This window comes from Luteimonas sp. WGS1318 (assembly GCF_043187535.1).
In the GTDB taxonomy this organism is placed as follows: domain Bacteria; phylum Pseudomonadota; class Gammaproteobacteria; order Xanthomonadales; family Xanthomonadaceae; genus Luteimonas.
Window position 1 is genome coordinate 557,896 of record NZ_CP171131.1, and the last position, 22,239, is coordinate 580,134.

Consider the following 22,239-nt stretch of genomic DNA (forward strand, 5'->3'; position numbering starts at 1 on the left):
GATGGGACGTTCGCGAAATGCCACGCGCCTGATCGACCGTCTCGGGGAATGCCTTCGCGCGCGAGCGCGCGCCTACGGGGGTGCGTGGGTCCGGGACGGCATCGTCCATCGGGCGTCGTCCACGTGTAGGAGCGCGCTGGCGCGCGATGGGGACCTTCCCGAACCGACCGCCCCCGGATCCGCTTGTTGGAGAAGGCCGCTCCCACGCGAGCGCGCGTCTGCGGGGTGTCAGGCCGTGCGCACCATCATCCAGACGACGACGCACGCACCGACGAGTCCGACGGACAGCGCGGCTGTGCGCCAGCGCTGCGCACGGCGCCGGTAGCGGGCGACGCGTTCGTCGTTGAGCGCGGTGGCGCGGGTGATCCACGGCGCGGTGTCGCGCTCGACGCGAGCGTAGATGGCGTCGGCGCGCGTGGGGTCTGCTTCGGCCTGCAGGGCGGCGTCCTCGTAGCGTTCGAACGCACGCTTCTGCAGCGATTGGATCTCGCGCGCGATCTCCGCGTTCGACAACGTGTCCGGCGATGCGGCACTCATGTCGCGCGCAGCGCCGCGGTGACCGGCAGGCGCGCGGCGCGCAGGGCGGGGAACAGGCCGCCGACGAGGCCGATGCCCAGCGCCCACTTCAGGCCGTTCCACAGCAGCTCGGGCGAGACCTTGAACTGGAACACCACCTGGCTGAAGTTGCTGCCCAGCGTGCTGACGCTGTAGCCGTTGAAGATGCTCCAGGCCAGCAGTCCGCCGAGCAGGCCGCCGAGCAGCGCCAGCAGCATCGTCTCCAGCATCACCGCGACGACCACCGGCAGGCCGCGGAACCCGATCGCGCGCATCGTCGCGATCTCGCGCGCACGGCCAGCGACGGCGGCGTACATCGTATTGAGCGCGCCGAACACCGCGCCGACCGCCATGATCGCGCCGATCACCGTGCCCAGCACGTTGATGATCGTGGCGAGCTGGCCGGACTGTTTGCCGTAGTAGGCGCGCGTCGTCGAGACGTCGAGCTTCAGGCGCTGGTCGGCATCCATCGCGGTCTTGAACGCGGTGAACCCGGCGGTGCCCTCGGTGCGCACGGTGATCGACTGGTAAGCGCTGCGGTTGTAGGTCGACGCCAGCGTCTCGGCATCGGTCCACAGCTCCGAATCGTGCGCATCGCCGGAGGCGAACACACCGACCACCGTCCATTGCTGGTTGCCGAGCGTCAGCGTCTTGCCGACCTCCAGACCGCGGAACTGGCCGCGCGCGCCCTGGCCGACGACGATCTCGCGCAGGCCCGGCGCGAACGTGCGGCCTTCGATCATCCGCACTTTGTCGTGCACGGCCCAGGCGAGTTCGCCGACGCCGCGGAACTGCGCGTTGACGTCGCTGCCGTCGGATTTCGACGGCAGGTTGACCACCTGCGACAGCTCCGGCGACAGCAGCGGGCGGCCCTGCGCATCGCGTGCGATGCCGGCCAGCGTGCCGATCAGCGGGACCTGGTCGCGGGTGATCACCGAATTGGTTTCGGCCTGCGAGCCACCGCGCAGCACGATCGCCGAGGTCTCGTCGCCGGTGCTGTTGAGCGTCGCCTTGAAGCCTTCGCCCATCGCCAGCATCGCCACCAGCACGCCGACCACGCCGGCGATACCGACCACGATCACCGACGAGGCGCCCCAGCGTTGCGGCAGGCTGCTGATGCCGATGCGCGCCGCCGCAAGGGCCAGGCGGCCGCCGCGCGTGAGCACCAGCCACAGCGCGATGGCGACCGCGATCGCCAGCACGCCGTACCAGGGCAGCAGCACCCACACCGCGAGCCCGACGACGAGCGCGACGATCGACAGCAGGTTCCAGAGCCACGGGCTTTTCATGTCGGTCCGATCCGGTTGGTCGTACAACGCAAGGAAATGCAGCGGGTCATGCCGTCAGCGCCCTGCCAGCGCATCGACGATCTTCAGACGCTGCGCGCGCAGCGCCGGCAGCACGCCGACGATGATGCCGATGCCGACCATCAGGCCGAGCCCGATCAGCCAGGTCTGCGCCGGCACCGTGGGCAGCGCGATCGCGCCGCCGCTCGCCGCGCTCACGCCCGGCATGATCGCCGAGGCGAGGCCCAGGCCGACCAGTCCACCGATCACCACCAGCAGCACCGATTCCACCATCACCAGCACCAGCACGGTGCCGTCGGTGAAGCCGAGCGTCTTCAACGTCGCCAGTTCGGGGATGCGCTCGCGCACCGCCTGCGCCATCGTGTTGCCGGTCAGCAGCAGCAGGGTGAAGAACACCGCGCCCATGATCGCGGTGACGATCAGGCCGATGTCGGCGAACTGCTTGGCGAACGCCTGCTGGAACGCGGACTCGGTCTGCGACTTGGTCTCATGGTCGGAGTTCGCCGAGATCGCATCGATCGCCTGCGCCACGCGCGAGGCCTGGTCGGCATTCGCCAGCTGCACGGTGAACCAGCTGACCTGGTTCTTGATGTAGTCGTTGGATTCGTCGAAGTAGGTCCAGTTCATCATCAACTGGTTTTCCGCGCCAACGTTGCTGCGGTCCTTGACGCGGAAGATGGCCTTGAGCTCCAGTGGCCAGTCGTTGCTGCCACCGCGCGGGAAGATCGTCGCCTGCATCGGGATCGTGTCGCCGATCTTCCAGCCGAACTTCTTGGCCAGCGCCTCGCCGACGGCCGCGCCGGTGCGCGTGTCGCGGAAGGCCTGCAACTGGTCGGGCGGCACCTCGTATTCGCCGTAGACGTCGAAGAAGTTCGGCGCGACCGAGAAGTTCGGGAAGAAGTTGCGCTGGTCCTGGTAGATGCCGCCGAACCACATCGCGTAGGTCACTTGGCGCACGCCGGGGATCGCCTCGATCTGCGACTGCAGGCGCACCGGCAGCGACTGCGTGATCGACAGCCGCGAGGCGACGATCAGCCGGTTCGCGCCGTCGACGCTGCCGCCCGAATTGAAGGCCACACGCACCGAATCGAGCATGCCGAACAGCAGGAACGCCGCGACCACCGACAGCAGGGTCAGCAGCGTGCGTGTCTTGCTGCGGAACAGCTGGGCCCACACCAGCGACAGGTATTTCATCGTGCCGTCTCCCGGTTGCGGTGGGTCAGTGCGCGCCGACGGGCGTGTCGACCAGCTCGCCCTTGTCGAGATGGATCGTGTGGGTCGCGTACTCGGCGGCCTTCGGGTCGTGCGTGACCATGACGATGGTCTTGCCGTGCTCGCGGTTGAGTTCCTGCAGCAGGCCGAGGATCTCCTCCGCACTCTGCCGGTCGAGATCGCCGGTGGGCTCGTCGCAGATCAGGAACGTCGGGTCGGACACGATCGCGCGGGCGATCGCCACGCGCTGCTGCTGGCCGCCCGACAGCTCGTTGGGCTTGTGCGTGCGCCGGTCGGCGAGGCCGACGAGCGTCAGTGCGATCTCCGCGTTGCGCTTGCGCTGCGCCGCGCCCAGCGTGGTCAGCAGCAACGGCAGTTCCACGTTCTTCTGCGCGTTGAGCATCGGCATCAGGTTGTAGAACTGGAATACGAAGCCGACGTGGCGGCTGCGCCAGTTCGACAGCTGCCCGGCGCTCATGCGGTCGATGCGCTCGCCCTCGATCTCGATCTCGCCCGAGGTCGGCGTGTCCAGCCCGCCGATCAGGTTCAGCAGCGTGGTCTTGCCCGACCCCGACGGGCCCATCAGCGCGACGAAATCGCCGCGCGGGATGTCGAGATCGATGCCGTGCAGCACCTCGACCTTTTCCGGGCCGCGCTGGTAGGTCTTCTGCAGATTGCGGATGCTGACGAGGGACGACATGGCGCACTCCGGGTTGGATGCTGCTCGATGGATGTGTGGTGCGATCAACGGCTGTCGGCGTCGGAGGCGGCCATGCGCACCTTCGCGCCGTCGGCCAGCGTCTCGGGCGGGTCGAGCACGACGGTGTCGCCGGCGTTGACGCCCGACAGCACCTGGCGATCGTTGCCGAGCGCGATGCCGGTCTCGAGCGTCTGCTGCGTCACGGTGTTGTCCTCGCCGAGCACGAAGGCGACGTCGTCGCCATCGCGCTGCACGATCGCCGCGCCGGGCACGCGCACGCCGCGCGGCTGCTGCGCATCGTCCGCCTTCGGCGCTTCGAGGAAGCTCACGCGCACGCCCATGTCCGGCACGATGCGCGCGTCCTTCTGCTTGATCGCGATGCGCACCTTGACCGTGGCCTTGCCGCGGTCGGCCGCTGGAATGATCGCGATGACTTCGGCGGGAATCGTCCAGTCGGGATAGGCATTGAGCGTGGCCTCGACCGGCATCTTCGGCTGCACGCGGCCGATGAAGGCCTCGCCGACATCGACTTCGACTTCCAGCGAATCCATGTCGACGATCGTGCCGATGCCGGTGCGGGTGAAGCCGCCGCCGGCCGACAACGGCGAGACGATCTCGCCCGGCTGCGCGGACTTCGCGATCACGATGCCGGCGAACGGCGCCCGCACGATCGTGTTGTCGACGCCGAGATCGGCGATCGCCAGCGACGCGGAGGCGACCTGGGTATTGCGCTGCGCGCTGACCAGCTGCGCGCGCAAGGCGTCGCGCTGGGCGACGGCCTGGTCGTACTGCGAGCGCGACACCAGTTGCTGGTCGACCAGCGAGGCCAAGCGCGTCGCATCGGCCTCGGCCTGCGCCAGCTGGGCCTGCACGCTGCCGGTCTGGCTGCGCGCGGCGGCGAGCTGCGAGGCGGAGAGGCTGCGCTGTGCATCGGCGTCGATCGGATCGAGCGTCGCCATGATGTCGCCGGCCTCGACGCGCTGGCCTTCCTCGATCAGCACCTCGCGCACGCGGCCGGTGATCTTCGACGACACGGTCGCGGTGCGGCGGGCGACGACGTAGCCGGTGGCGTCGAGCACCGATGCGTTCGCGCCGCCGGCGGCGATCGCGACCACGGGCGCGGTGCGCACCTCGACCCCGCCGTCGCGCCCGAACAGCGCCCAGCCGGCAATCAGGACAAGCAGCAGCACGCCGACCGCGACGGCGATCCACAGGCGGCGCCGACGCGGCGGCTCGGGCGGCGCCTTGCGGTCGATGCGGAGTTCGTTGAGCAGGTCGGCCTTGGTATTCATGGGTTCCATGGAAAGCAGGACGTGACGACAGGCGGGAGTGTGACCGCGGGGATGCAGGCGATCCAACCTGCGGGAAGTCAGCTTCCGACGGGGTACCGAGCAGAGCAGGCGCAGCGATGCGCCGGGCCGAGTCTGCGCGCTTCCCGGCCGCGGGTCACCTGACGGGTGTCACCTGCAGGAGATGACGCCTGCGTCTGCCGGTGCCGGGCGCCGCGCACGAGACTGCGGGCAACCCGGAGGACCCGAAATGCGCCAAGCCCCGCTCGTTGCAGACACCACGCCGCAGATACCGGCACCACTCGCGCGCCTGCGTGGCGTGCGCCGCCGCCGCGGCACCGTGCAGGCGCTCGACGGCGTCGATCTCGCGCTGCCATCCGGTCAGGTCACCGCGCTGCTCGGCGTCAACGGCGCCGGCAAGACCACCGCGATCGAGATCCTGCTCGGTCTGCAGGCCGCCGACAGCGGTGAGGTGACGCTGTTCGGCCGGCATCCGTCCGACCTCGACGCGCGCCGGCACATCGGCGTGATGCTGCAGCAGGCGCAGTTGCCGGAACGCCTGCAGGTCGGCGAACTGCTCGCCCTGGCGCGCAGCTGGTATCCGCAGCCGCGCAGCGTCGCCGATTGCGTGGCGCTGGCCGGACTCGACGGCCTGCTCGGCCGGCGCTACGGGCGGCTCTCGGGCGGCCAGCAGCGCCGCGTGCAGTTCGCGCTCGCGCTGTGCGGACGGCCGAAGCTGCTGTTCCTCGACGAGCCGACCACCGGCCTCGACATCGGTGCACGCCAGCAGGTGTGGCGCGCGATCCGCAGCCTGGTCGCCGACGGCGTCGGCATCCTGCTGACCACGCATTACCTGGAAGAGGCCGAAGCGCTGGCGGATCGCGTCGTCGTGCTCGACGCCGGCCGGGTGCGTGCCGACGGCAGCATCGGCGAGATCCGTGCGCAGGTCGCGCAGCGGCGCATCCGCTGCGCGAGCGTCGTGCCCGCCGATGTCGTGGCGACCTGGCCGGGCGTGCGCACGGCGACGAACGTCGACGGGCACCTGGTGGTCATGGCCGAGCACGCGGAAGCCGTGCTGCGCCGGCTGCTCGACGCGGACCCGCAGCTCGCCGACCTCGACGTGCAACGCGCCGGTCTTGCCGATGCCTTCGTCGCGATGACCTCGCCGGCCGCACCCATGTCCGATTCGAACCAGGAGGCCGCGTGATGGACACGACGATCGAAACCGGCGCGCGCGTCGGGCTGTTGCGCTGCTATCTGCTCGACACGCGCTGCGAACTGCTGCGGCTGCTGCGCGAGCCGATGTACATCATTCCGACGCTGCTGTTCCCGGCGCTGTTCTACGTGATGTTCGGCCTGCTGCTCGGCAGTCGCGGCAGCGGCGAGGCGGCCCGTTACCTGCTGGCGACCTACGGCGTATTCGGCGCGATGGGCGCGGGCCTGTTCGGCTTCTCGGTCACGCTGGCGATCGACCGCGAGCGCGGCTTCTTCGCATTGCGTCGCGCGTTGCCGGCGCCGCCGAGCGCGTGGCTGGTCGCGCGGATGCTGATCGCGATGCTGTTCGCGCTCGCCATCGTGCTGGAACTCGCATTGCTGGCGGTGGCCTTCGGAGGCGTGTCGCTGGCGGCCGGGCAGTGGGCGCTGCTGTGGACGGTGACCGTACTCGGCGCGTTGCCGTTCTGCGCGATCGGCCTGCTGCTCGGCAGCGTGGCCAGCGCCAATGCAGCGCCGGCCTGGGTCAACCTGCTGTTCCTGCCGATGGCCTTCCTGTCCGGCCTGTGGCTGCCGCTGGCGATGCTGCCCGACGTGTTCGCGCGGCTGGCCCCGCTGTGGCCGGCCTGGCACCTGGCGCAGATCGCGCTGGGCGTGACCGGGCAGCCGGCGACCACGTCGCCTTGGCTGCATCTGCTGGTGCTGGCCGTCGTGACCGTGGCCTGCTGCGTGCTCGCGCTGCGCCGCCTCGCGCGCGCCGTCTGAGCGTGTCCGCTTCGCCGGCCAAGGACGTGCAGTGACGCCGACACCCGGACGCGGCCGGCGCGCCGGACTGCAGAGCCTGCGACCCGCACCGCTTCTGGTCCGGGCCTGAGATGGCTACGCTGCGCGACATGCAGACCGAGCCGGCCGCCACGACGATGCCCACCTTCGCAGGCCTGCGGGCCGCGCCGGATTCCATCATCGGCAGCGCCTTGCGTCAGGGCCGACCCGCGTGGAGCGAAGGCATCCACGTGTTCTGGTCGGTGTGGGTGTTCGTCGTGCCGATGTTCTCGCCGTACGGGTACGACCTGCGCTGGGTGCTGCTGACGCTGCTGTCGTATCCCGTCTTCCTCGCGCTGTTCGCGGGTGCACTGCTGTTGCCGGCGCGCCGCTCGCCGTGGTGCGCGTTCGGAATGATCGCGCTGTGTTTCGGCCTGCTGCCCTGGTACGTGTCGAGCCTGAGCTACTTCGTGTTCGGCTGCGTGTTTCTCGGCGCGTTGTCGCGCAACTCGGTCTGGCGCTATGTGCTCGCGCTGCTCGTGTTCAACGCGGTGCTGCTGGCCTGGGCGCGCGTGCTCGGCTATCCATGGGCGGCGCTGGCGTGGATGCCCGTCACGACGGTGATGATCGGCCTGCTGGTGCACGTGGGGCGTCTGAAGAACCGGCAGGACGCCGCGCTGTGGCTGTCGCACGACGAAGTGCGCAGGCTCGCCGCGGTCGGGGAGCGCGAACGCATCGGTCGCGACCTGCACGATCTGCTCGGACACACGCTGTCGATGGTCGCGTTGAAAGCCGATCTCGCCGGGCGCCTCGTCGAGCGCGATCCCGCCGGCGCGCAGCGCGAGATCGGCGAGGTCGGCGGCATCGCCCGCGATGCGCTGACCCAGGTGCGGCAGGCCGTCAGCGGCATCCGCGCTGCAGGCCTGGCAGCCGAACTCGCATCCGCGCGCCTGCTGCTCGAGACCGACGGGGTGGCGTTCGGCTACAGCCTCGACGACACCGTGGCAGGCGCCGGCCTGTCGCCCGCCGTGGAGACCGCACTGGCGATGACGCTGCGCGAGTCGGTGACCAATCTGCAGCGCCACGCGCACGCGCACAGCGCGCAGGCGCAGTTCTCGCGCGAAGGCGACACGGTCCGGCTGCAGGTCAGCGACGACGGTCGCGGGGGCGCGATCGTGCCCGGCAACGGCCTGTCGGGCATGCGCGAACGCATCGAGGCGCTGGGCGGACAGCTGCGCGTCGACAGCGGCGCCGACGGGACGCGGATCGATGCGCGCATTCCGTTGGGCGCGCCACAGGCAGAGTGATCCGCCACGCACGCCTCGTATGCCTGTCGACCGCCTTCCAACTGCTAACGTCATCGCCATGCCGCGCATCCCGACTTCCGAAGCACCGCTCCGCATCCTCATCGCCGAAGACCAGGCGATGCTGCGCGGCGCGCTGACCGCACTGCTGAATCTGGAAGACGACCTGTCGGTGGTCGGCAGCGTCGGCGATGGCGAATCGGCCTGGCGCGAACTGCAGCGCCTGTCGCCGGACATCCTCGTCACCGACATCGAGATGCCCGGCCTCACCGGCCTCGAACTCGCGCAGCGCATCCAGCGGCACGAGTTGCCGATGCGCGTGGTCATCGTGACGACCTTCGCGCGCGCCGGTTTCCTGCGCCGCGCGCTGGATGCCGGCGTCGGCGGTTATCTGCTCAAGGACGCACCGGCCGAGCAACTGGCCGACGCGCTGCGCCGCGTGCATGCCGGCGGACGCGCGATCGACCCACAACTGGCGCTCGATGCCTGGAGCGAACCCGATCCGCTGAGCGACCGCGAGCGCCAGGCGCTGCGCCTGGCCGGGCAGGGCATGAGCGCCAGCGAGATCGCCGCGCAGCTGCACCTTTCGCACGGCACCGTGCGCAACTACCTGTCGGAAGCGATCGGCAAGCTCGGCGTCGGCAATCGCATCGAGGCCTACCGCTTGGCGCGGCAGAAGGGGTGGTTGTAGCGGGCTTGCCGGGGTACGCGCAATGACGTCGGCCGTCAAAGTCACTGGATTCCCGCCTGCACGGGAATGACGGTTGATGGAGGACGGCACACCCGAAGACCGGTGCGCAGGAGGTTGACGGGATGCCGTCAGCGTGGCGCATGCGCCCACCGTCATCCAGGCGAACGCCGGGCCGTCGGCCGCCACACCCAGGTCTTCCGGCGCCGCGTGGCGGGTCGTCCCGTGCCGTCACGCGCAATGAGGTCGGCGGCCAGAGATGCTGGATTCCCGCCTTCGCGGGAATGACGGTTGATGGACAGTTGCGCGCGTTTGGGGCTCCGGGCGCCAGAGCGTCAGCACGCGGCCATTGCGGCCACCGGCTTGCCTCAGTGCGTCTCCGCTGCGTGCCCGATCGCCGCCAGCGACGCGTGCTCGATCCGCGCATAGATCGCGAACTCGTCATGCACCTGCGCACCGAGCGCGGCCTCGAACGCATCGCGGTTCGCCTGCGCGGCATACGCGCGCTGTTCGCCGCCGCCGAGGTTGGACTGGAAGATGCCGGCCGCGCTGACCGGCAGGAAATCCTCGTAGACCACCGGGTCGGCCGTGACCAGGCCGGCGGCGATCGCCGTGTCGACATCGCTGCGCGACACTGCCGATGGATCCGCACGCCCGGCATCGGTCAGTGCGTAGCGGTAATAGCCCAGGCCCTCGCGACGCAGCGTGTCGTCGTCGTCCGGAAATTCGGCGAACGCCGCCGCCAGGCGCGACGCGTAGTCGCCGGTGCTGCCGGCGCCGTCCGCCTCGCGTGCACGTGCGAGCAGGGTGTCGTAGAGCGCGCGGCCCTTCGGCGTCAGCGCGAGGCCGCGCTGTTCGATCTCGCCGAAGCGCGCGGTGTGCGTGCCGGCGTCGGCGCTGTCGCCGGCGGGAAACAGCACCGGCTCCTGCAGCGCCTTGAAGCTGGTCTGGCGCAGCAGGATCGGGCAGCGACGACGCGGCGGGCCTTCGATCACCGCCTTGGCGTCGATGCCGCGCGCCTGCATCGCGTCCTGCGCAGCGTCGATGTCGAGCGTGCGCGGCGTCAGATGATTGATGTGCGGGCCGCGGAAGCACACCACGTCGGCGATCAGCCGGTGCGCCGACAGCAGCGCCTGGTAGGTCGCGTGCGAGACGGTCGCTTCGCTGTGCCAGCGGAAGGTCTCCAGCGCCTGCGCGACGAACTCGGCGGCGTCGTCGGCGCTCAGCCCGCCGGCCTGTTCGAAGTGTTCGATCAACGCCAGCGCGCGCGGGGTGAAGATCTCGCGGGCGTCGAGAATGGCAGCGGCTTCCTCGCGCAGCGCGGCATCCTCGATCAGCTCCAGGCGCAGCAGCGACGTGAATACCCGGAACGGATTGCGCGCCAGCGCCGCGGCGTCGACCGGACGGAATGCGGTCGCGTGCACCGGCACGCCGGCAACGGCGAGGTCGTAGTAACCGACCGGCTGCATGCCCATCACCGCGAACAGCCGCCGCAGCGTCGCGAGCTCGCGCGGCGTGCCGACGCGGATCGCGCCGTGGCGCTCGGCGTCGAGCCGGTCGAGCGCATCGCTGCGCTGCAGACGCGCGGCCAGCGCGGGGTCGCCGGCCAGCGTCGCGGCGTTGACCTCGGCCACCAGTTCCATCAGAGCGCCGTACAGCGGCACCTCGTCGCGATACATGCGCGACATGGCCTGGGCGAACAGGTGGCGGATCTCGTCGGGGTGCAGGTGCGGGGAGGTGGCCATCGGAACCGGGCTGGCACCGGGCGCGGCCCGGCGGAGCGTGTATTTTCGCCTGCCGCGGGCCGGTGCGGGAATCGCGCGCAGGTCCGGCTTCAGCCGCCGCTGCGCCGCGCACCTGGCGGGCGCGGCGCGTCGGCGCGACCGGGGCAGCTGCTACCCTCGTGCGGTGCCGCTCGGGCACGCGCCGGAACTTGCCGCCATGTCGTCACCGATGCCGCTGGGTGCCCGCGTGATCGCGCTGACTGCCTTGCTGTGGAACCTGTTCGGCCTGCTTGTGTTCGTGCTGCGCGTCGCGGCCACGCCCGAGCAGGCGGCGGTGCTGCCGCCCGAGCAGCAGGCGCTCGAGGCCGCGCTGCCGGCGTGGATCAATGGCGTTTTCGGTCTCGCCGTGATCGCCGGCACCGCCGGTTCGATCGCGCTGTTGCTGGCACGCCGCTGGGCGCCGCCGATGCTGCTGGTCTCCTTGATCGCGGTCGCGGTGCAGACGCTCGCCAGCTACGCGCTGGCGCCGGTGTGGGCCGCCAGCGGCGCCGCCGGCCTGGCGATGTCGGGCGTGCTGCTGCTGATGGTTTTCGCGATCTGGGCGTTCTCGCGCACCGCGGCGCGGCGCGGCTGGCTGCGCTGACTCAGCCCGCGCGCGCCTTCAGCATCGACCACGCCGCGCGCAGGCCCAGCGCCTCGCCGCCCTGCGGATGGCCGGCGCGGCTGCTGTCGTTCCAGGCGTAGGTGTCGAGATGCGCCCATGGCGTGCCCTCGGGCACGAACCGTTCGAGATACAGCGCCGCAGTCACCGCGCCGGCCATGCGTGAGCCGGCGTTGGCGATGTCGGCGACGCTGCTGGTCAGATAGCGCAGGTACGGCCGCCACAACGGCATGCGCCAGACCGGATCGCGCATGGCGTCGCCGCCCTGGATCCAGGCCCCGGCCAGGGAATCATCGTTGGAGAACAGCGCCGGCAGGTCCGGGCCCAGCGCGATACGCGCGGCGCCGGTGAGCGTCGCGAAATCGAGGATCACGTCCGGCGACTGCTCGCCGGCGTAGGCCAGGGCGTCGCACAGCACCACGCGGCCTTCGGCATCGGTGTTGTCGATCTCGACGTGGATGCCCTTGCGCGTGGCGATGACGTCGCCGGGGCGGTAGGCGTTCGGCGCGATCGCGTTCTCCACCGCCGGCACCAGCAACGTGATGCGCAGCGGCAACGCGCGCGCCATCACCAGCTCGGCCAGCGCGATCGCGTGCGCGGCGCCGCCCATGTCCTTCTTCATGTTGCGCATGCCGTCGCCCGGCTTGATGTCGAGGCCGCCGGTGTCGAAGCACACGCCCTTGCCGACGATCGCGACATGCGGATGCGCCGCATCGCCCCAGTCCAGTTGCAGCAGGCGCGGGGCGCGATGCGAGGCGCGGCCGACGGCGTGGATCGCCGGGAAGTTCTGCTCGAGCAGCGCGTCACCGACGATGCTCTGGAATGTCGCGCCGTGCGCGGCGGCGATGTCGCGGACCACGGCCTCCATCTGCTCCGGGCCCATGTGCTCGGTCGGCGTGTTGACCAGATCGCGCACGCGCGTGGTCGCGGCGACGAGATCGACGATCTCCGCATCCACCGCGTCGATTGCCAGCCGCGCCGGGCGCCGGGCGGCGGCCTTGTAGCGGGTGAAGCGGTACGCGCCCAGGCCCCAGCCCAGCTGCAGCGCGGCGGCCTCGTGCGCGCCGGTCACGCGCCAGTCGCCTTCGGGCAGGCCGTAGGGCGCGTGGGCATAGCTGTCCGGGTCACGCGGATCGCCGATGCCGATCGCCGCGCCGGCCAGGCCGTTATCGCCGGGCAGCAGCACCAGCGCGCCCGGTGCCGCGTCGAAGCCCTGGGCCTCGAGCCAGGCGCGCACGGCGGCGGGCTGCGCACCGCGCCACGCGGCGCAGCTCTCGCGCGTCACCACGTGCAATGCACGGGCCGCAGCGGCGTCGGTGGCGAAGAGATCGGTCGTGGTGTCGGTCATGTGGGTCAGCCCGGGTCAGGTGCGGTCGGCGACCGTCGGCACGGCATCGAGCCAGTCGGCGAGCGCGGTCAGGGTGTCGAATTCGAGATCGGGCGCCAGGTCGGGATGCTCCCAACGGCGGTCCTCGCGGTTGATCCAGCAGCTGCGCAGGCCGGCGCGCGCGGCGCCCGCGACGTCGGCCTCGATGTGGTCGCCCACGTGCAGCACATCGCCGTGCGCGCAGCCCAGGCGATCGCAGGCCGCGCGGAAGATGCTCGCATGCGGCTTCGGTGTGCCGTGCTCCCGCGAGCCCAGGCTGAAGGCGAACAGGTGCGCGATGCCAACCCGTTCGAGATCGGCATTGCCGTTGGTCACCGCCGCCACCGGCACGCGCGCGGCGATGCGCTCCAGCGCGGCCAGGCTGTCGGGGTAGTACTCCACACGGTTGCGCTCGGCGTAGAACACTTCATACGCCGCATCGAGCAGGGCGAGGTCGCCGCCGCTCTCGCGCAGCGCGTGTTCGATGGTGAGCTGGCGCAACGCCGAGAGGTCGTGCATCAGGTGTGCGTTCTCGGCGAACACCCGCTCGCGCAGGCTGCGCATCGATTCGACCGGGAACATGTCCGCGGTCTGCGGACTGTGTTCGCGCAGGAACGCGTCGAGCGTGCGTTCGATCCGCACCCCGATCGGCGCGAACGGCCACAGCGTGTCGTCGAGGTCGAGGGTGATGGCGCGGACCGGGAATGTCATGCGGCCATTGTAGCGAGTGGCCCCGTCGCCCCCATGGGATGGCGCGTCACACGGAGGGACGTATCGACCGCGGCGTCCGGCTCAGCCGAGCAGCCGCGCCCAGCCCTCGAAGCCTTCCACGCGCTGCAGCACCAGCTTGACGCAGACCAGCAGCGGCACCGCCAGCAGCAGGCCGATGATGCCCCACATCCAGCCGAACACCAGCAGCGCCAGCACCAGCAGCAGCGGTGACAGCGCCATGCGCCGGCCGAGCACGATCGGGGTCACGAACTGGCCTTCGATGGTGTGCAGCAGCAGGTAGATCGCCGCCGGCACCAGCGGCGCCCAGGCCGCAGTGGGCCAGGCGCCGTCGTAGCTGATGAAGCCCATCAGCAGCATCAGCAGCAGGCCGATCAGCGGGCCCACGTAGGGCGCGAAGTTCAGCAGCGCCACCAGCGTGCCCCACAGCAATGCGTCCTGCAGCGAGAAGCCCATCCACATCAGCACACCGGCGAACGTCGCGCCGAGCAGGGTGTTGATGATCGAGATCGTCAGCACGTAGCGCGAGATCTCGCGTTCGATCGACAGCATGATGTCGACGGTGAGTTTGCGGCGCTGGCGGTCGGGCAGCAGCGCGATCGCGTTGCGCTGCAGGTTTTCGCCGTAGACCATGAAGAAGAACGTCAGCAGCACCACCGCCAGCACCGAGGCCAGCATCTTCGGCGTGGCCACCAGCGTGCGCCACGAGGCGTTGTCCTGGATCTCGACCAGCTGCACGCGGCGCTGCGGCCGGTTCTCGGTCGCCCGCGCGAAGGATTCGGCGGCCTGGTTGGCCTGGTGCACCGGCTGCGTCATCGACTGCAGTCGCGGCGCCAGCGAGCGCAGTTGCTTGGGCGCCTGCTGCACCCATTCGCTGGCCGGCCCGTAGAGCTGCACGCCCAGCGTGCCGGCCGCCGCGAGCCCGGCGCACAGCACCAGCAGCGCGCCGAGGAAACGCGGAATCCACAAGCGGCGCAGACCGCGCAGCACCGGGTTGCCCACCAGCGCGAAGAACATCGCCAGCAGCACCGGCAGGATCACGCCCTGCGCGGCCCAGGCGGTGACCAGCACCGCGAGCGTGGTCAGCACCACGAGCGCGGTGGACGCGCGCGGGCGCGGCGTCACCGGTGTCGGCGTGGGCAGGGGCGCGTCGTCGTCCGGCGGCGCGGTGGTGGGCACACTCATCGGGACGACCTCGACGCGGGCAATGGATCGATCGCGTCCGCCGCGGCGGTCAGCGACCGTTTTCCGAAATTTCGGTGGCGGCTTCGGCCGGGCGCGGCTGCTCGGCGTAAGCCGGCTCCGGGCGACGCCGGTCGGAGGCGGGCACGGCGACATCGGCAGGTGCCGGCGCCGCAACGGCCGGCTGCGGACGCGTGCCCGTTGCGGTCTGCGACTGCGACTGCGCCGTGGCCGATGCCACGCCTGCCGATTCGGCGGCGTCGTCCGCGGTTTCCGCGGCTTCGTCGGCGGTCTTGGCTGCTTTCTCCGCGGTGGCCGCGGCGATCGTCGCCTGGATCGACGTCATCAGCCCGGACACCGCGCTGATCATCTGCAACGACTTCGGGCCGCCCAGCTTGCCGAGCCGGCGCAACGCGCGTTGCGGCTGGGTGGCGCCGGCGACCATGCCGGCCACCAGGCCGGCGATGACGATGCGCGGTGGCGTCCAGGCCTGGCGCCAGCTCGACTTCAGTGCGCTGTAGCGGTCGGTCGTCTGCACCAGGCGGCCGTCGACGAGCGCTTCGGCGCGCTCGACACGGGATTTCAGGGCTTCGAATTTCATCGGGGTGCGCTCCCGCTCGGCACCGGCGGTGTCGCCGCGGGCGGTGGCGGCAACGGCGGATCGAGGGTTTCTTCGTCCTCGTCCTCGCCGCTGGCCTCGGAAAACAGACCCAGCCGGGTCAGCTGACGCCGTGTGGCGTGCATGCCGGCATGGTCGAAGAACACCGAGACGCGCCAGGCCGCCAGACCGGTGACCACCAGGCTCACCAGCATCGTGATCGAAATGGACACCAGCCACGACAGTCCAAAGGACTGCAGCAAGGCAATCGCCGCGCCCATCGCCAGCAGCCACGCCGATGCGCCGAACACCACCGACACCGCGGCCCACGCGAGTGCACGTCCAAGTGCACTGCGCGCGAGCGCGAAGTCGGCGGAGATCAGCTTGCGCAGGGCGCGCCCGCTGTCGAGTCCGGACGAGGCGGTTTCCTTCGCCGCCGCACGGATGCGGCGGATGCTCTCGTCCAGATGTGGCGTCTCGCCCGGCGCGCGGTCCGCGCTGCCGGCCGGTTCGTCCTCGCGCGGGTCTTCCCCGGTCACGCGCTCGGTCATGTGCAGGACTTACTTGCTGCGCGCGAGCTTGGCGATGATCCAGCCAGCCGCGAACGCGGTGCCGAATGCGGCGATCGGACGCTCGCGGATCAGGTCGGCGGCGCTTTCGACCAGGTCGCGGCCCTTGTCCAGCAGCACGTCGTACTGTTCCTTGGCCGCCGCCTGGCCGTCTTCGACCGCCGCGAGACCGGCCATCGCCGAATCGGCGAGATCCGACTTCACCGTCGCGCGGCCGAGCTTGAGCTCGTCGCCGGCCACGTTCGCAGCATTCTTCACTGCGGTGCCTGCGTCACGTGCGGCCTGCGCCAGGTGCGCGCCGGCTTCGCCAAGGTTGTTCTTCACCGCATCGGTCGAGGTGGGGGTCATGGTGCTTGCTCCTGTTGGGATGGCGCGCCTCGCCGGGAGGCGATGGCGGAAAAAAGCGTCAGCGCATGATCACGTTGTAGATGCGTCCTCCGCGTGAAATGCGCAGCAGCAGTTCGCCCTGCCGGTTGCCGAGCACGTCGCGGAAGCCGGCGAGATCGCGGAACTCGCCGCTGCTCGCCGCGATGATCAGATCCCCGTCGCGCAGGCCCGCGGTATGCGCACGGCTGCCGGCCTCCACGCGTTCCACCAGCACGCCGCCGGCGCGTGCGTTCTGCCGGCGGATCGCTTCGGGAATGTCGGCCAGCGTGGCGCCGGTGAGGCGCGCATCGAAGCTCGCGCCGTCGCGCGGCAATGCGCGCAGGCGGGTCTCGACCTTGAGCGTGCGGCCGTCGCGCAGCACCTCCAGCGTCACCGGCGCATCGAGCGTCTGCAGGCCCTGGAAGTTGCGCAGCGCCTCGCTGTTGTCGATGCGCTGGCCGTTGGCCGAGATCACCACGTCACCCGGGCGCAGGCCCGCACTCGCCGCGGGCGAGCCGCTGTAGACGCGCGTGACCACCGCGCCGCGTGCGGTCTCCAGGCCCAGGCCCTGGGCGATGCGCGCATCCACCGTCTGCGTATCCACGCCGAGGGTGCCGCGCTGCACGCTGCCGGTCGTCGCCAGCTGGGTCATCACGCTGCGCGCCAGGCCGATCGGAATCGCGAAGCCCAGGCCGATGTTGCCGGCCATGCTGCCGCGCGTGTTGAAGCTGGCGGTATTGATGCCCACCAGTTCGCCGCGCAGGTTGACCAGTGCGCCGCCGGAGTTGCCGGGGTTGATCGACGCATCGGTCTGGATGAAGTTCTGGAAGCCCACGCCCGGCACGTTGCTGCGGCCCACCGCCGAGACGATGCCCGAGGTCACCGTCTGGCCGAAGCCGAACGGGTTGCCCACCGCGACGACGAAATCGCCGACCTGCAGGTTCGCGTCCTGGGCCAGCGGAATCGCGGTGAGGTTGTCGGCCTGGATGCGCATCAGCGCCACGTCGGTGTCGACGTCCGAACCGATGAATTCCGCTTCCACCGTGCGCCCGTCGGCCAGCGTCACCGAGACGTCGTCGGCGCCTTCGATCACGTGGTGGTTGGTCAGCACATAGCCTTGGGCCGCATCGACGATCACGCCCGAGCCCAGGGATTCGTTGATCCGCTCCTGCGACAGCTCGGGAAACATCCGGCGGAAGAACGGGTCGTTGCCGAACGGGCTCACCCGCACGCGCTGTTTGGTCTGCACCGACACCACCGACGGCGTGACCGTGCGCAGCATCGGCGCCAGCGACGGCAGTGCCTGGCCGTCGACATTCGCAGGCAACGCGGCGACCAGCGGCACCGTGGCCGCAGGCGGCACGGCACCGGCCGGCTGCTGCACCACGTCGCGCAGTGCGGTCGCGGCAAAGCCGCCGAACGCGGCGGCGCAGGTCAGGGCGAGAAGCGTGGTCTTGGCGCGCATCGAAGGCAGTCCTGGGCTGGGGCCGTCGCGGGCGACGGCGGAAGTGAGCGGGCGACGGCGGGCACACGATGCGGCGTTCGCCGTGAATCCTGCGCCGCGCGGGCGGGCCAGTGTCGCCGCGGCCGCTTGAATCGGTGTTGAAGTTCGCATTCATGTGTGGCCGCCCGCAAATGCGTCAAGAGGCGCGGGCGCGCACTGCGGCCCGTCGCGGCCAGGACGGCCGCCGCGCGACGGTCACGCCGTTGACACGATCCGGGGCCGGGCGTAGCGTTGACCTCCGCGTTCGACACAACATCTTGGGCACGTGCAGTCGTCCGGCCCAACCGATAGGGCTTTCGAGCCGCAGGCCACGCCGCAGAGGGGATGCAAGCGATGGGGTTCCAGCACGATGCCTTGGTGAACGCGCGCGTTGCGGACGCGTCCATGCCCGCTCCACGCGCCGGGTGCATAACCGCAGGCCGCGGGTGCACCCGCGCATGATCCGCACGATCGACCTTGCCGCCGGCGGCCACCGCCACGATTCCTGACAGACGAACAGCTTTCCGCCGGCATCCCCGGCGGTGACCACCACGGAGATTCCGACAGCATGAGCACGGTGCGCCTCGAGGCGGTGAAACGCGAAACCGGTCCGCAGATTCCGATGCAGCCCGCATCGACCGATATCTGGGACAAGAAGTACCGCCTGAAGACCAAGCAGGGCGTCGCCGTGGATGCCGACATCGACGGCACCTACCAGCGCGTGGCGCGCGCGCTGTCCGAGGCCGAGGCCACGCCCGAGAAGCAGAAGTACTGGAACGAGCGCTTCCTCTGGGCGCTGCGCCGCGGCGCGATTCCCGCCGGCCGCATCACGTCCAACGCCGGCGCGCTCGAACACAAGCCCGCCACCAGCACGATCAACTGCACCGTCTCGGGCACCATCGGCGATTCGATGGACGGCATCCTGGAGAAGGTCCACGAGGCCGGCCTCACGCTGAAGGCCGGTTGCGGCATCGGCTATGAATTCTCCACGCTGCGCCCGCGCGGCGCGTTCGTCGCCGGCGCCGGTGCATACACGTCGGGCCCGATGTCCTTCATGGATATCTACGACAAGATGTGTTTCACGGTGTCCAGCGCCGGCGGCCGCCGCGGCGCGCAGATGGGCACCTTCGACGTCAGCCATCCCGACGTGCGCGACTTCATCCGCGCCAAGCGCGAGGACGGCCGCCTGCGCCAGTTCAACCTCTCGCTGCTGGTGACCGACGGCTTCATGCAGGCCGTCGACAGCGACGCCGACTGGCCGCTGGTGTTCCCGCTGGCGCAGAGCGAGGCCCACGAGGTGGATCTCGACAAGGTCGACCAGGTGGTCTGGCGCGAGTGGCCGCAGATCGCGGGCTACGTCACCCGCGACGACGGCCTTGTGGCCTGCAAGGTCTACGGCACCGTCCGCGCGCGGCACCTGTGGGACATGATCATGGTGTCCACCTACGACTACGCCGAGCCGGGATTCATCCTGATCGACAAGGTCAACGAGATGAACAACAACTGGTGGTGCGAGACCATCCGCGCGACCAACCCGTGCGGTGAGCAGCCACTCCCGCCCTACGGTGCCTGCCTGCTGGGCTCGGTCAACCTCACCACCTTCGTGCGCGAGCCGTTCACCGAGCGCGCGCGCTTCGACTGGGAGGAATACAAGGAAGTCGTGCGCGTGTTCACCCGCATGCTCGACAACGTGGTCGAGGTCAACGGGCTGCCGCTGCAGCAGCAGCGCGACGAGATCATGCGCAAGCGCCGCCACGGCATGGGCTTCCTCGGCCTCGGCAGCACGATGACCATGCTGCGCATGAAGTACGGCGAAGCCGACAGCTGCGAGTTCACCGAGCGCATCGCGCGCGAGATGGCCGTCGCCGGCTGGGAAACCGGCCTCGCCCTGGCCCAGGAAAAGGGCCCGGCGCCGATCATGGAAGAGCGCTTCACCGTCACCGCCGCCATGCTGCGCAAGCGCCCCGAAATGGCCGCCGACGGCTGGGCGGTGGGCCAGGAGATTCCCGGCAAGGTGCTGCACGCCAAGTACTCGCGCTACATGCAGAAGATCGCCGAGGTGGCGCCGGAGCTCGTCGAGCAGCTCACCGAGACCGGCGCGCGCTTCACCCACCACAGTTCGATCGCGCCCACCGGCACGATCAGCCTCAGCCTGGCCAACAACGCCTCCAACGGCATCGAGCCCTCGTTCGCGCACCACTACAGCCGCAACATCATCCGCGAGGGCAAGAAGTCGAAGGAGAAGGTGGACGTGTTCTCGTTCGAGCTGCTGGCCTACCGCGAGCTGGTGAACCCGAAGGCCATGCCGTACTCCGACGCCACCGACGCGCAGCTGCCGGACTACTTCATCGCCGCCGACGACATCACGCCCAAGGCGCACGTCGACGTGCAGGCCGCCGCCCAGCGCTGGGTGGACAGCTCGATCTCCAAGACCGCCAACGTGCCCACCGACTACCCCTACGCGGACTTCAAGGACATCTACACCTACGCCTACCGCCAGGGCCTCAAGGGCTGCACCACGTTCCGCTTCAACCCCGCCGCGTTCCAGGGCGTGCTGGTCAAGGAATCGGACCTGGAGAACACCACCTACCGTTTCGAACTCGAAGGCGGCGAGGTGCTGGAGGTCAAGGGCAATGAGCAGATCGAATACGACGGCGAGATGCACACCGCCGCCAATCTGTTCGACGCGCTCAAAGAGGGCTACTACGGCAAGTTCTGAGCGCGTGTGCATCACGGGGCCGCGCCGGCCCCGTCGCAACACGCAGGCCGCTGCAATCGGTTCGCACCAACGCACTTTCTTCGCGCTACATTTCGCCCGCGGGCAATGGGCTCCGCATGATCACTGACGAGGACACCACCATGAGCAACGGGAACGGGGTCACGGAGACCCTGAGCAATGCCGCCGAGGATATCGCCGAGACCGCCAAGGACATTGTCGCCACGGTCAAGAAGCGCGCCAGCGCCGCCGTGAAGTCGGCGAAGAAGACCGCGCAGAACGCCGAGAAATCGGTGACCAAGCGCGCCACCAAGGTCTCCAAGACGGCCAGCAAAACCGTTGCCAAGGCCAGCAAGGCCGTCAGCACCCGCGTCTCCGCCGCGCGCAAGAAGCTCGAGGCCGCCAAGTCGGCCGCCACCGCCGAAATCGCCGCGCTGAAGAAGAAGGGCGCCGGCAAGACCACCGCCAAGAAGGCGCCGGCCAAGAAGGCCGCCGCGAAGAAGGCCGCGAGCAAGAAGGCCGCGACGAAGAAGGTCGCCAGCAAGAAGGTCGCCACGAAGAAGGTCGCCACCAAGAAGGCGGCCACCAAGAAGACCACCAGCCGCAGCGCCGCCGGCAAGAAGGCCGCCACCACCCGCAAGGTCAACGTCGCCAAGAAGACCGCCAAGAAAGCGGTGAAGAAGGTCGCCAAGAAGGCCGCCGCCAAGACCGCGACGGCCAAGCGCAGCGTCGCCGCCCGCAAGGGCGTGGCCAAGAAGACCGCGAAGACCGCCAAGCGTTCGGTCGCCGCGAAGAAGGGCGCCGCCAAGCGCAGCTGATCCGCTCCGCTTTAGCCCCTCTCCCCTTGCGGGAGAGGGGTTGGGGAGAGGGGATGGGCTTTCCCCTTTCACCCACACACCGCATCCGCACACCAGGACACGTCATGGCCGTCAAGATCGATCGCAAAATCACCGGGTACGCCGTCGTCAAGCCGGAGGACGCGGCCGTCGAAGGCCAGTCCGTGCCGCGCGCGACCGTCGAGGCCGAGCTGCCCAAGGCCGACGTGATCCACATGCACGAGCGCATCGAGCGCCCCGAAGTGCTGATCGGCAGCACCTACAAGATCAAATCCCCGCTGGTGGAACACGCCATGTACGTGACCATCAACGACATCGTGCTCAACGCCGGCTCCGAGCACGAGCAGCGCCGCCCGTTCGAGATCTTCATCAACTCCAAATCCATGGAGCACTTCCAGTGGATCGTCGCGCTGACGCGCATCATGTCGGCCGTGTTCCGCAAGGGCGGCGACGTGACCTTCCTGGTGGAGGAAATGCGCGCCGTGTTCGACCCCAAGGGCGGCTACTTCAAGGCCGGCGGCGTGTACATGCCGTCGCTGGTGGCCGAGCTGGGGATGATCGTCGAGGACCACCTGAAGTCCATCGGCATGATGCACGACCCGCAGATGAGCGACGCTCAGAAGGCGCTGATCGCCGAGAAGCGCAAGCAGGTCGAGCAGCGCGAAGGCTCAAAAAAAAACGCTGATGTGAGCCCGGCGCCCCAGGCGCCCGGCAGTGCAGACGCGCACCCCGAAGATATCGCCGTCACCGGCGACGGCGCGAGCTTTCCGCCGTCCGCAACCATGTGCCACAAGTGCAGCACGAAGGCGCTGGTGCTGATGGATGGGTGTGCGACGTGTTTGAATTGTGGGTATTCGAAGTGTGGGTGATGGATCTGCCTGACTCGAAATCAGGCGTAGGTGTGAGCCTACCGCGGGTTCGAATCCCACCCTCTCCGCAAATAAAAACAAAGGGTTGCGCCGCAAGCGCAGCCCTTTTTC

At 69.7% G+C, this 22,239-nt stretch carries 21 protein-coding genes; 8 read left to right on the forward strand and 13 right to left on the reverse strand.

What is annotated here, in order from left to right; genetic code table 11:
• Positions 1 to 228 precede the first annotated feature (228 nt).
• From ACF3M1_RS02430 to ACF3M1_RS02450, 5 genes are read right to left on the reverse strand one after another with little or no spacing between them, the layout of a single operon-like run.
• Positions 229 to 537: a hypothetical protein gene (locus ACF3M1_RS02430; protein ID WP_394003594.1), complete on the reverse strand. Its 309-nt coding sequence runs from the start codon at positions 535 to 537 to the stop codon at positions 229 to 231.
• The gene (locus ACF3M1_RS02435; protein WP_394003596.1) at positions 534 to 1,844 is read right to left on the reverse strand and encodes an ABC transporter permease; all 1,311 of its coding nucleotides are present in this window, start codon (positions 1,842 to 1,844) and stop codon (positions 534 to 536) included. The genes ACF3M1_RS02430 and ACF3M1_RS02435 overlap by 4 nt, the downstream gene beginning before the upstream one ends.
• Before the next feature lie 54 nt (positions 1,845 to 1,898).
• Positions 1,899 to 3,056 (reverse strand): ABC transporter permease, encoded by a 1,158-nt coding sequence (locus ACF3M1_RS02440; RefSeq protein ID WP_394003598.1) that lies wholly within the window; start codon positions 3,054 to 3,056, stop codon positions 1,899 to 1,901.
• A 25-nt stretch (positions 3,057 to 3,081) separates the two neighbouring features.
• On the reverse strand, positions 3,082 to 3,774 hold the full coding sequence (locus ACF3M1_RS02445) for an ABC transporter ATP-binding protein (protein ID WP_394003600.1): 693 nt from the start codon (positions 3,772 to 3,774) through the stop codon (positions 3,082 to 3,084).
• 44 nt (positions 3,775 to 3,818) lie between these two features.
• Positions 3,819 to 5,066, reverse strand: coding sequence for an efflux RND transporter periplasmic adaptor subunit (locus ACF3M1_RS02450; RefSeq protein WP_394003602.1), 1,248 nt, complete (start codon positions 5,064 to 5,066; stop codon positions 3,819 to 3,821).
• A 247-nt stretch (positions 5,067 to 5,313) separates the two neighbouring features.
• On the opposite strand from ACF3M1_RS02450, the gene ACF3M1_RS02455 reads away from it, so the two are divergent.
• The 4 genes from ACF3M1_RS02455 (at position 5,314) to ACF3M1_RS02470 (ending at position 9,032) form a co-directional block, all read left to right on the forward strand.
• A complete protein-coding gene (locus ACF3M1_RS02455; protein ID WP_394003604.1) occupies positions 5,314 to 6,270 on the forward strand; it encodes an ABC transporter ATP-binding protein in 957 nt (318 codons plus the stop codon).
• Positions 6,270 to 7,040, forward strand: a complete 771-nt coding sequence (locus ACF3M1_RS02460) for an ABC transporter permease (protein WP_394003606.1) — start codon at positions 6,270 to 6,272, stop codon at positions 7,038 to 7,040. The genes ACF3M1_RS02455 and ACF3M1_RS02460 overlap by 1 nt, the downstream gene beginning before the upstream one ends.
• 110 nt (positions 7,041 to 7,150) lie before the next feature.
• On the forward strand, positions 7,151 to 8,344 hold the full coding sequence (locus ACF3M1_RS02465) for a sensor histidine kinase (RefSeq protein ID WP_394003608.1): 1,194 nt from the start codon (positions 7,151 to 7,153) through the stop codon (positions 8,342 to 8,344).
• A gap of 58 nt (positions 8,345 to 8,402) precedes the next feature.
• Positions 8,403 to 9,032, forward strand: a complete 630-nt coding sequence (locus tag ACF3M1_RS02470) for a response regulator transcription factor (protein WP_394003610.1) — start codon at positions 8,403 to 8,405, stop codon at positions 9,030 to 9,032.
• A gap of 365 nt (positions 9,033 to 9,397) precedes the next feature.
• On the opposite strand, the gene ACF3M1_RS02475 is transcribed toward ACF3M1_RS02470, so the two are convergent.
• Positions 9,398 to 10,774 (reverse strand): VOC family protein, encoded by a 1,377-nt coding sequence (locus ACF3M1_RS02475; protein WP_394003612.1) that lies wholly within the window; start codon positions 10,772 to 10,774, stop codon positions 9,398 to 9,400.
• Positions 10,775 to 10,970: 196 nt separating this feature from the next.
• Here ACF3M1_RS02475 and ACF3M1_RS02480 point away from each other — a divergent pair, with 196 nt between their 5' ends.
• Positions 10,971 to 11,396: a hypothetical protein gene (locus tag ACF3M1_RS02480; RefSeq protein ID WP_394003614.1), complete on the forward strand. Its 426-nt coding sequence runs from the start codon at positions 10,971 to 10,973 to the stop codon at positions 11,394 to 11,396.
• A 1-nt stretch (position 11,397) separates the two neighbouring features.
• Here the strand turns inward: ACF3M1_RS02480 and ACF3M1_RS02485 are convergent, their stop codons facing one another.
• The 7 genes from ACF3M1_RS02485 to ACF3M1_RS02515 form a co-directional block, all read right to left on the reverse strand.
• On the reverse strand, positions 11,398 to 12,762 hold the full coding sequence (locus ACF3M1_RS02485) for a leucyl aminopeptidase family protein (protein ID WP_394003616.1): 1,365 nt from the start codon (positions 12,760 to 12,762) through the stop codon (positions 11,398 to 11,400).
• Between the two features lie 15 nt (positions 12,763 to 12,777).
• Positions 12,778 to 13,491 carry an HAD family hydrolase gene (locus ACF3M1_RS02490; RefSeq protein WP_394003618.1) on the reverse strand — a complete coding sequence of 238 codons (714 nt, stop codon included), beginning with the start codon at positions 13,489 to 13,491 and terminating at the stop codon, positions 12,778 to 12,780.
• Positions 13,492 to 13,572: 81 nt separating this feature from the next.
• Positions 13,573 to 14,694, reverse strand: a complete 1,122-nt coding sequence (locus ACF3M1_RS02495; RefSeq protein ID WP_394003620.1) for an AI-2E family transporter — start codon at positions 14,692 to 14,694, stop codon at positions 13,573 to 13,575.
• 49 nt (positions 14,695 to 14,743) lie between these two features.
• Entirely contained in the window at positions 14,744 to 15,292 is a 549-nt protein-coding gene (locus tag ACF3M1_RS02500) for a protein sip-5 (protein WP_394003622.1), read from the reverse strand.
• Positions 15,289 to 15,840, reverse strand: a complete 552-nt coding sequence (locus ACF3M1_RS02505; protein ID WP_394003624.1) for a phage holin family protein — start codon at positions 15,838 to 15,840, stop codon at positions 15,289 to 15,291. Before ACF3M1_RS02505 ends, ACF3M1_RS02500 begins: the two co-directional genes overlap by 4 nt.
• 9 nt (positions 15,841 to 15,849) lie before the next feature.
• Entirely contained in the window at positions 15,850 to 16,206 is a 357-nt protein-coding gene (locus tag ACF3M1_RS02510; RefSeq protein ID WP_394003626.1) for a hypothetical protein, read from the reverse strand.
• A 58-nt stretch (positions 16,207 to 16,264) separates the two neighbouring features.
• A complete protein-coding gene (locus ACF3M1_RS02515; RefSeq protein ID WP_394003628.1) occupies positions 16,265 to 17,689 on the reverse strand; it encodes a Do family serine endopeptidase in 1,425 nt (474 codons plus the stop codon).
• 586 nt (positions 17,690 to 18,275) lie between these two features.
• On the opposite strand from ACF3M1_RS02515, the gene ACF3M1_RS02520 reads away from it, so the two are divergent.
• The 3 genes from ACF3M1_RS02520 to ACF3M1_RS02530 all read left to right on the forward strand — a co-directional run bounded on the left by ACF3M1_RS02520 (position 18,276) and on the right by ACF3M1_RS02530 (position 22,128).
• Positions 18,276 to 20,426, forward strand: a complete 2,151-nt coding sequence (locus ACF3M1_RS02520; RefSeq protein ID WP_394003630.1) for an adenosylcobalamin-dependent ribonucleoside-diphosphate reductase — start codon at positions 18,276 to 18,278, stop codon at positions 20,424 to 20,426.
• Positions 20,427 to 20,566: 140 nt separating this feature from the next.
• The gene (locus ACF3M1_RS02525; RefSeq protein WP_394003632.1) at positions 20,567 to 21,241 is read left to right on the forward strand and encodes a hypothetical protein; all 675 of its coding nucleotides are present in this window, start codon (positions 20,567 to 20,569) and stop codon (positions 21,239 to 21,241) included.
• Positions 21,242 to 21,345: 104 nt separating this feature from the next.
• Positions 21,346 to 22,128 (forward strand): NrdJb, encoded by a 783-nt coding sequence (locus ACF3M1_RS02530; protein WP_394005153.1) that lies wholly within the window; start codon positions 21,346 to 21,348, stop codon positions 22,126 to 22,128.
• Positions 22,129 to 22,239: the final 111 nt, after the last annotated feature.

Coding starts and splice junctions, on each gene's coding strand:
- ACF3M1_RS02430 (WP_394003594.1), bottom strand. CDS start 537: ATGAGTGCCGCATCGCCGGACACGTTGTCGAACGCGGAGATCGCGCGC.
- ACF3M1_RS02435 (WP_394003596.1), bottom strand. CDS start 1,844: ATGAAAAGCCCGTGGCTCTGGAACCTGCTGTCGATCGTCGCGCTCGTC.
- ACF3M1_RS02440 (WP_394003598.1), bottom strand. CDS start 3,056: ATGAAATACCTGTCGCTGGTGTGGGCCCAGCTGTTCCGCAGCAAGACA.
- ACF3M1_RS02445 (WP_394003600.1), bottom strand. CDS start 3,774: ATGTCGTCCCTCGTCAGCATCCGCAATCTGCAGAAGACCTACCAGCGC.
- ACF3M1_RS02450 (WP_394003602.1), bottom strand. CDS start 5,066: ATGAATACCAAGGCCGACCTGCTCAACGAACTCCGCATCGACCGCAAG.
- ACF3M1_RS02455 (WP_394003604.1), top strand. CDS start 5,314: ATGCGCCAAGCCCCGCTCGTTGCAGACACCACGCCGCAGATACCGGCA.
- ACF3M1_RS02460 (WP_394003606.1), top strand. CDS start 6,270: ATGGACACGACGATCGAAACCGGCGCGCGCGTCGGGCTGTTGCGCTGC.
- ACF3M1_RS02465 (WP_394003608.1), top strand. CDS start 7,151: ATGGCTACGCTGCGCGACATGCAGACCGAGCCGGCCGCCACGACGATG.
- ACF3M1_RS02470 (WP_394003610.1), top strand. CDS start 8,403: ATGCCGCGCATCCCGACTTCCGAAGCACCGCTCCGCATCCTCATCGCC.
- ACF3M1_RS02475 (WP_394003612.1), bottom strand. CDS start 10,774: ATGGCCACCTCCCCGCACCTGCACCCCGACGAGATCCGCCACCTGTTC.
- ACF3M1_RS02480 (WP_394003614.1), top strand. CDS start 10,971: ATGTCGTCACCGATGCCGCTGGGTGCCCGCGTGATCGCGCTGACTGCC.
- ACF3M1_RS02485 (WP_394003616.1), bottom strand. CDS start 12,762: ATGACCGACACCACGACCGATCTCTTCGCCACCGACGCCGCTGCGGCC.
- ACF3M1_RS02490 (WP_394003618.1), bottom strand. CDS start 13,491: ATGACATTCCCGGTCCGCGCCATCACCCTCGACCTCGACGACACGCTG.
- ACF3M1_RS02495 (WP_394003620.1), bottom strand. CDS start 14,694: ATGAGTGTGCCCACCACCGCGCCGCCGGACGACGACGCGCCCCTGCCC.
- ACF3M1_RS02500 (WP_394003622.1), bottom strand. CDS start 15,292: ATGAAATTCGAAGCCCTGAAATCCCGTGTCGAGCGCGCCGAAGCGCTC.
- ACF3M1_RS02505 (WP_394003624.1), bottom strand. CDS start 15,840: ATGACCGAGCGCGTGACCGGGGAAGACCCGCGCGAGGACGAACCGGCC.
- ACF3M1_RS02510 (WP_394003626.1), bottom strand. CDS start 16,206: ATGACCCCCACCTCGACCGATGCGGTGAAGAACAACCTTGGCGAAGCC.
- ACF3M1_RS02515 (WP_394003628.1), bottom strand. CDS start 17,689: ATGCGCGCCAAGACCACGCTTCTCGCCCTGACCTGCGCCGCCGCGTTC.
- ACF3M1_RS02520 (WP_394003630.1), top strand. CDS start 18,276: ATGAGCACGGTGCGCCTCGAGGCGGTGAAACGCGAAACCGGTCCGCAG.
- ACF3M1_RS02525 (WP_394003632.1), top strand. CDS start 20,567: ATGAGCAACGGGAACGGGGTCACGGAGACCCTGAGCAATGCCGCCGAG.
- ACF3M1_RS02530 (WP_394005153.1), top strand. CDS start 21,346: ATGGCCGTCAAGATCGATCGCAAAATCACCGGGTACGCCGTCGTCAAG.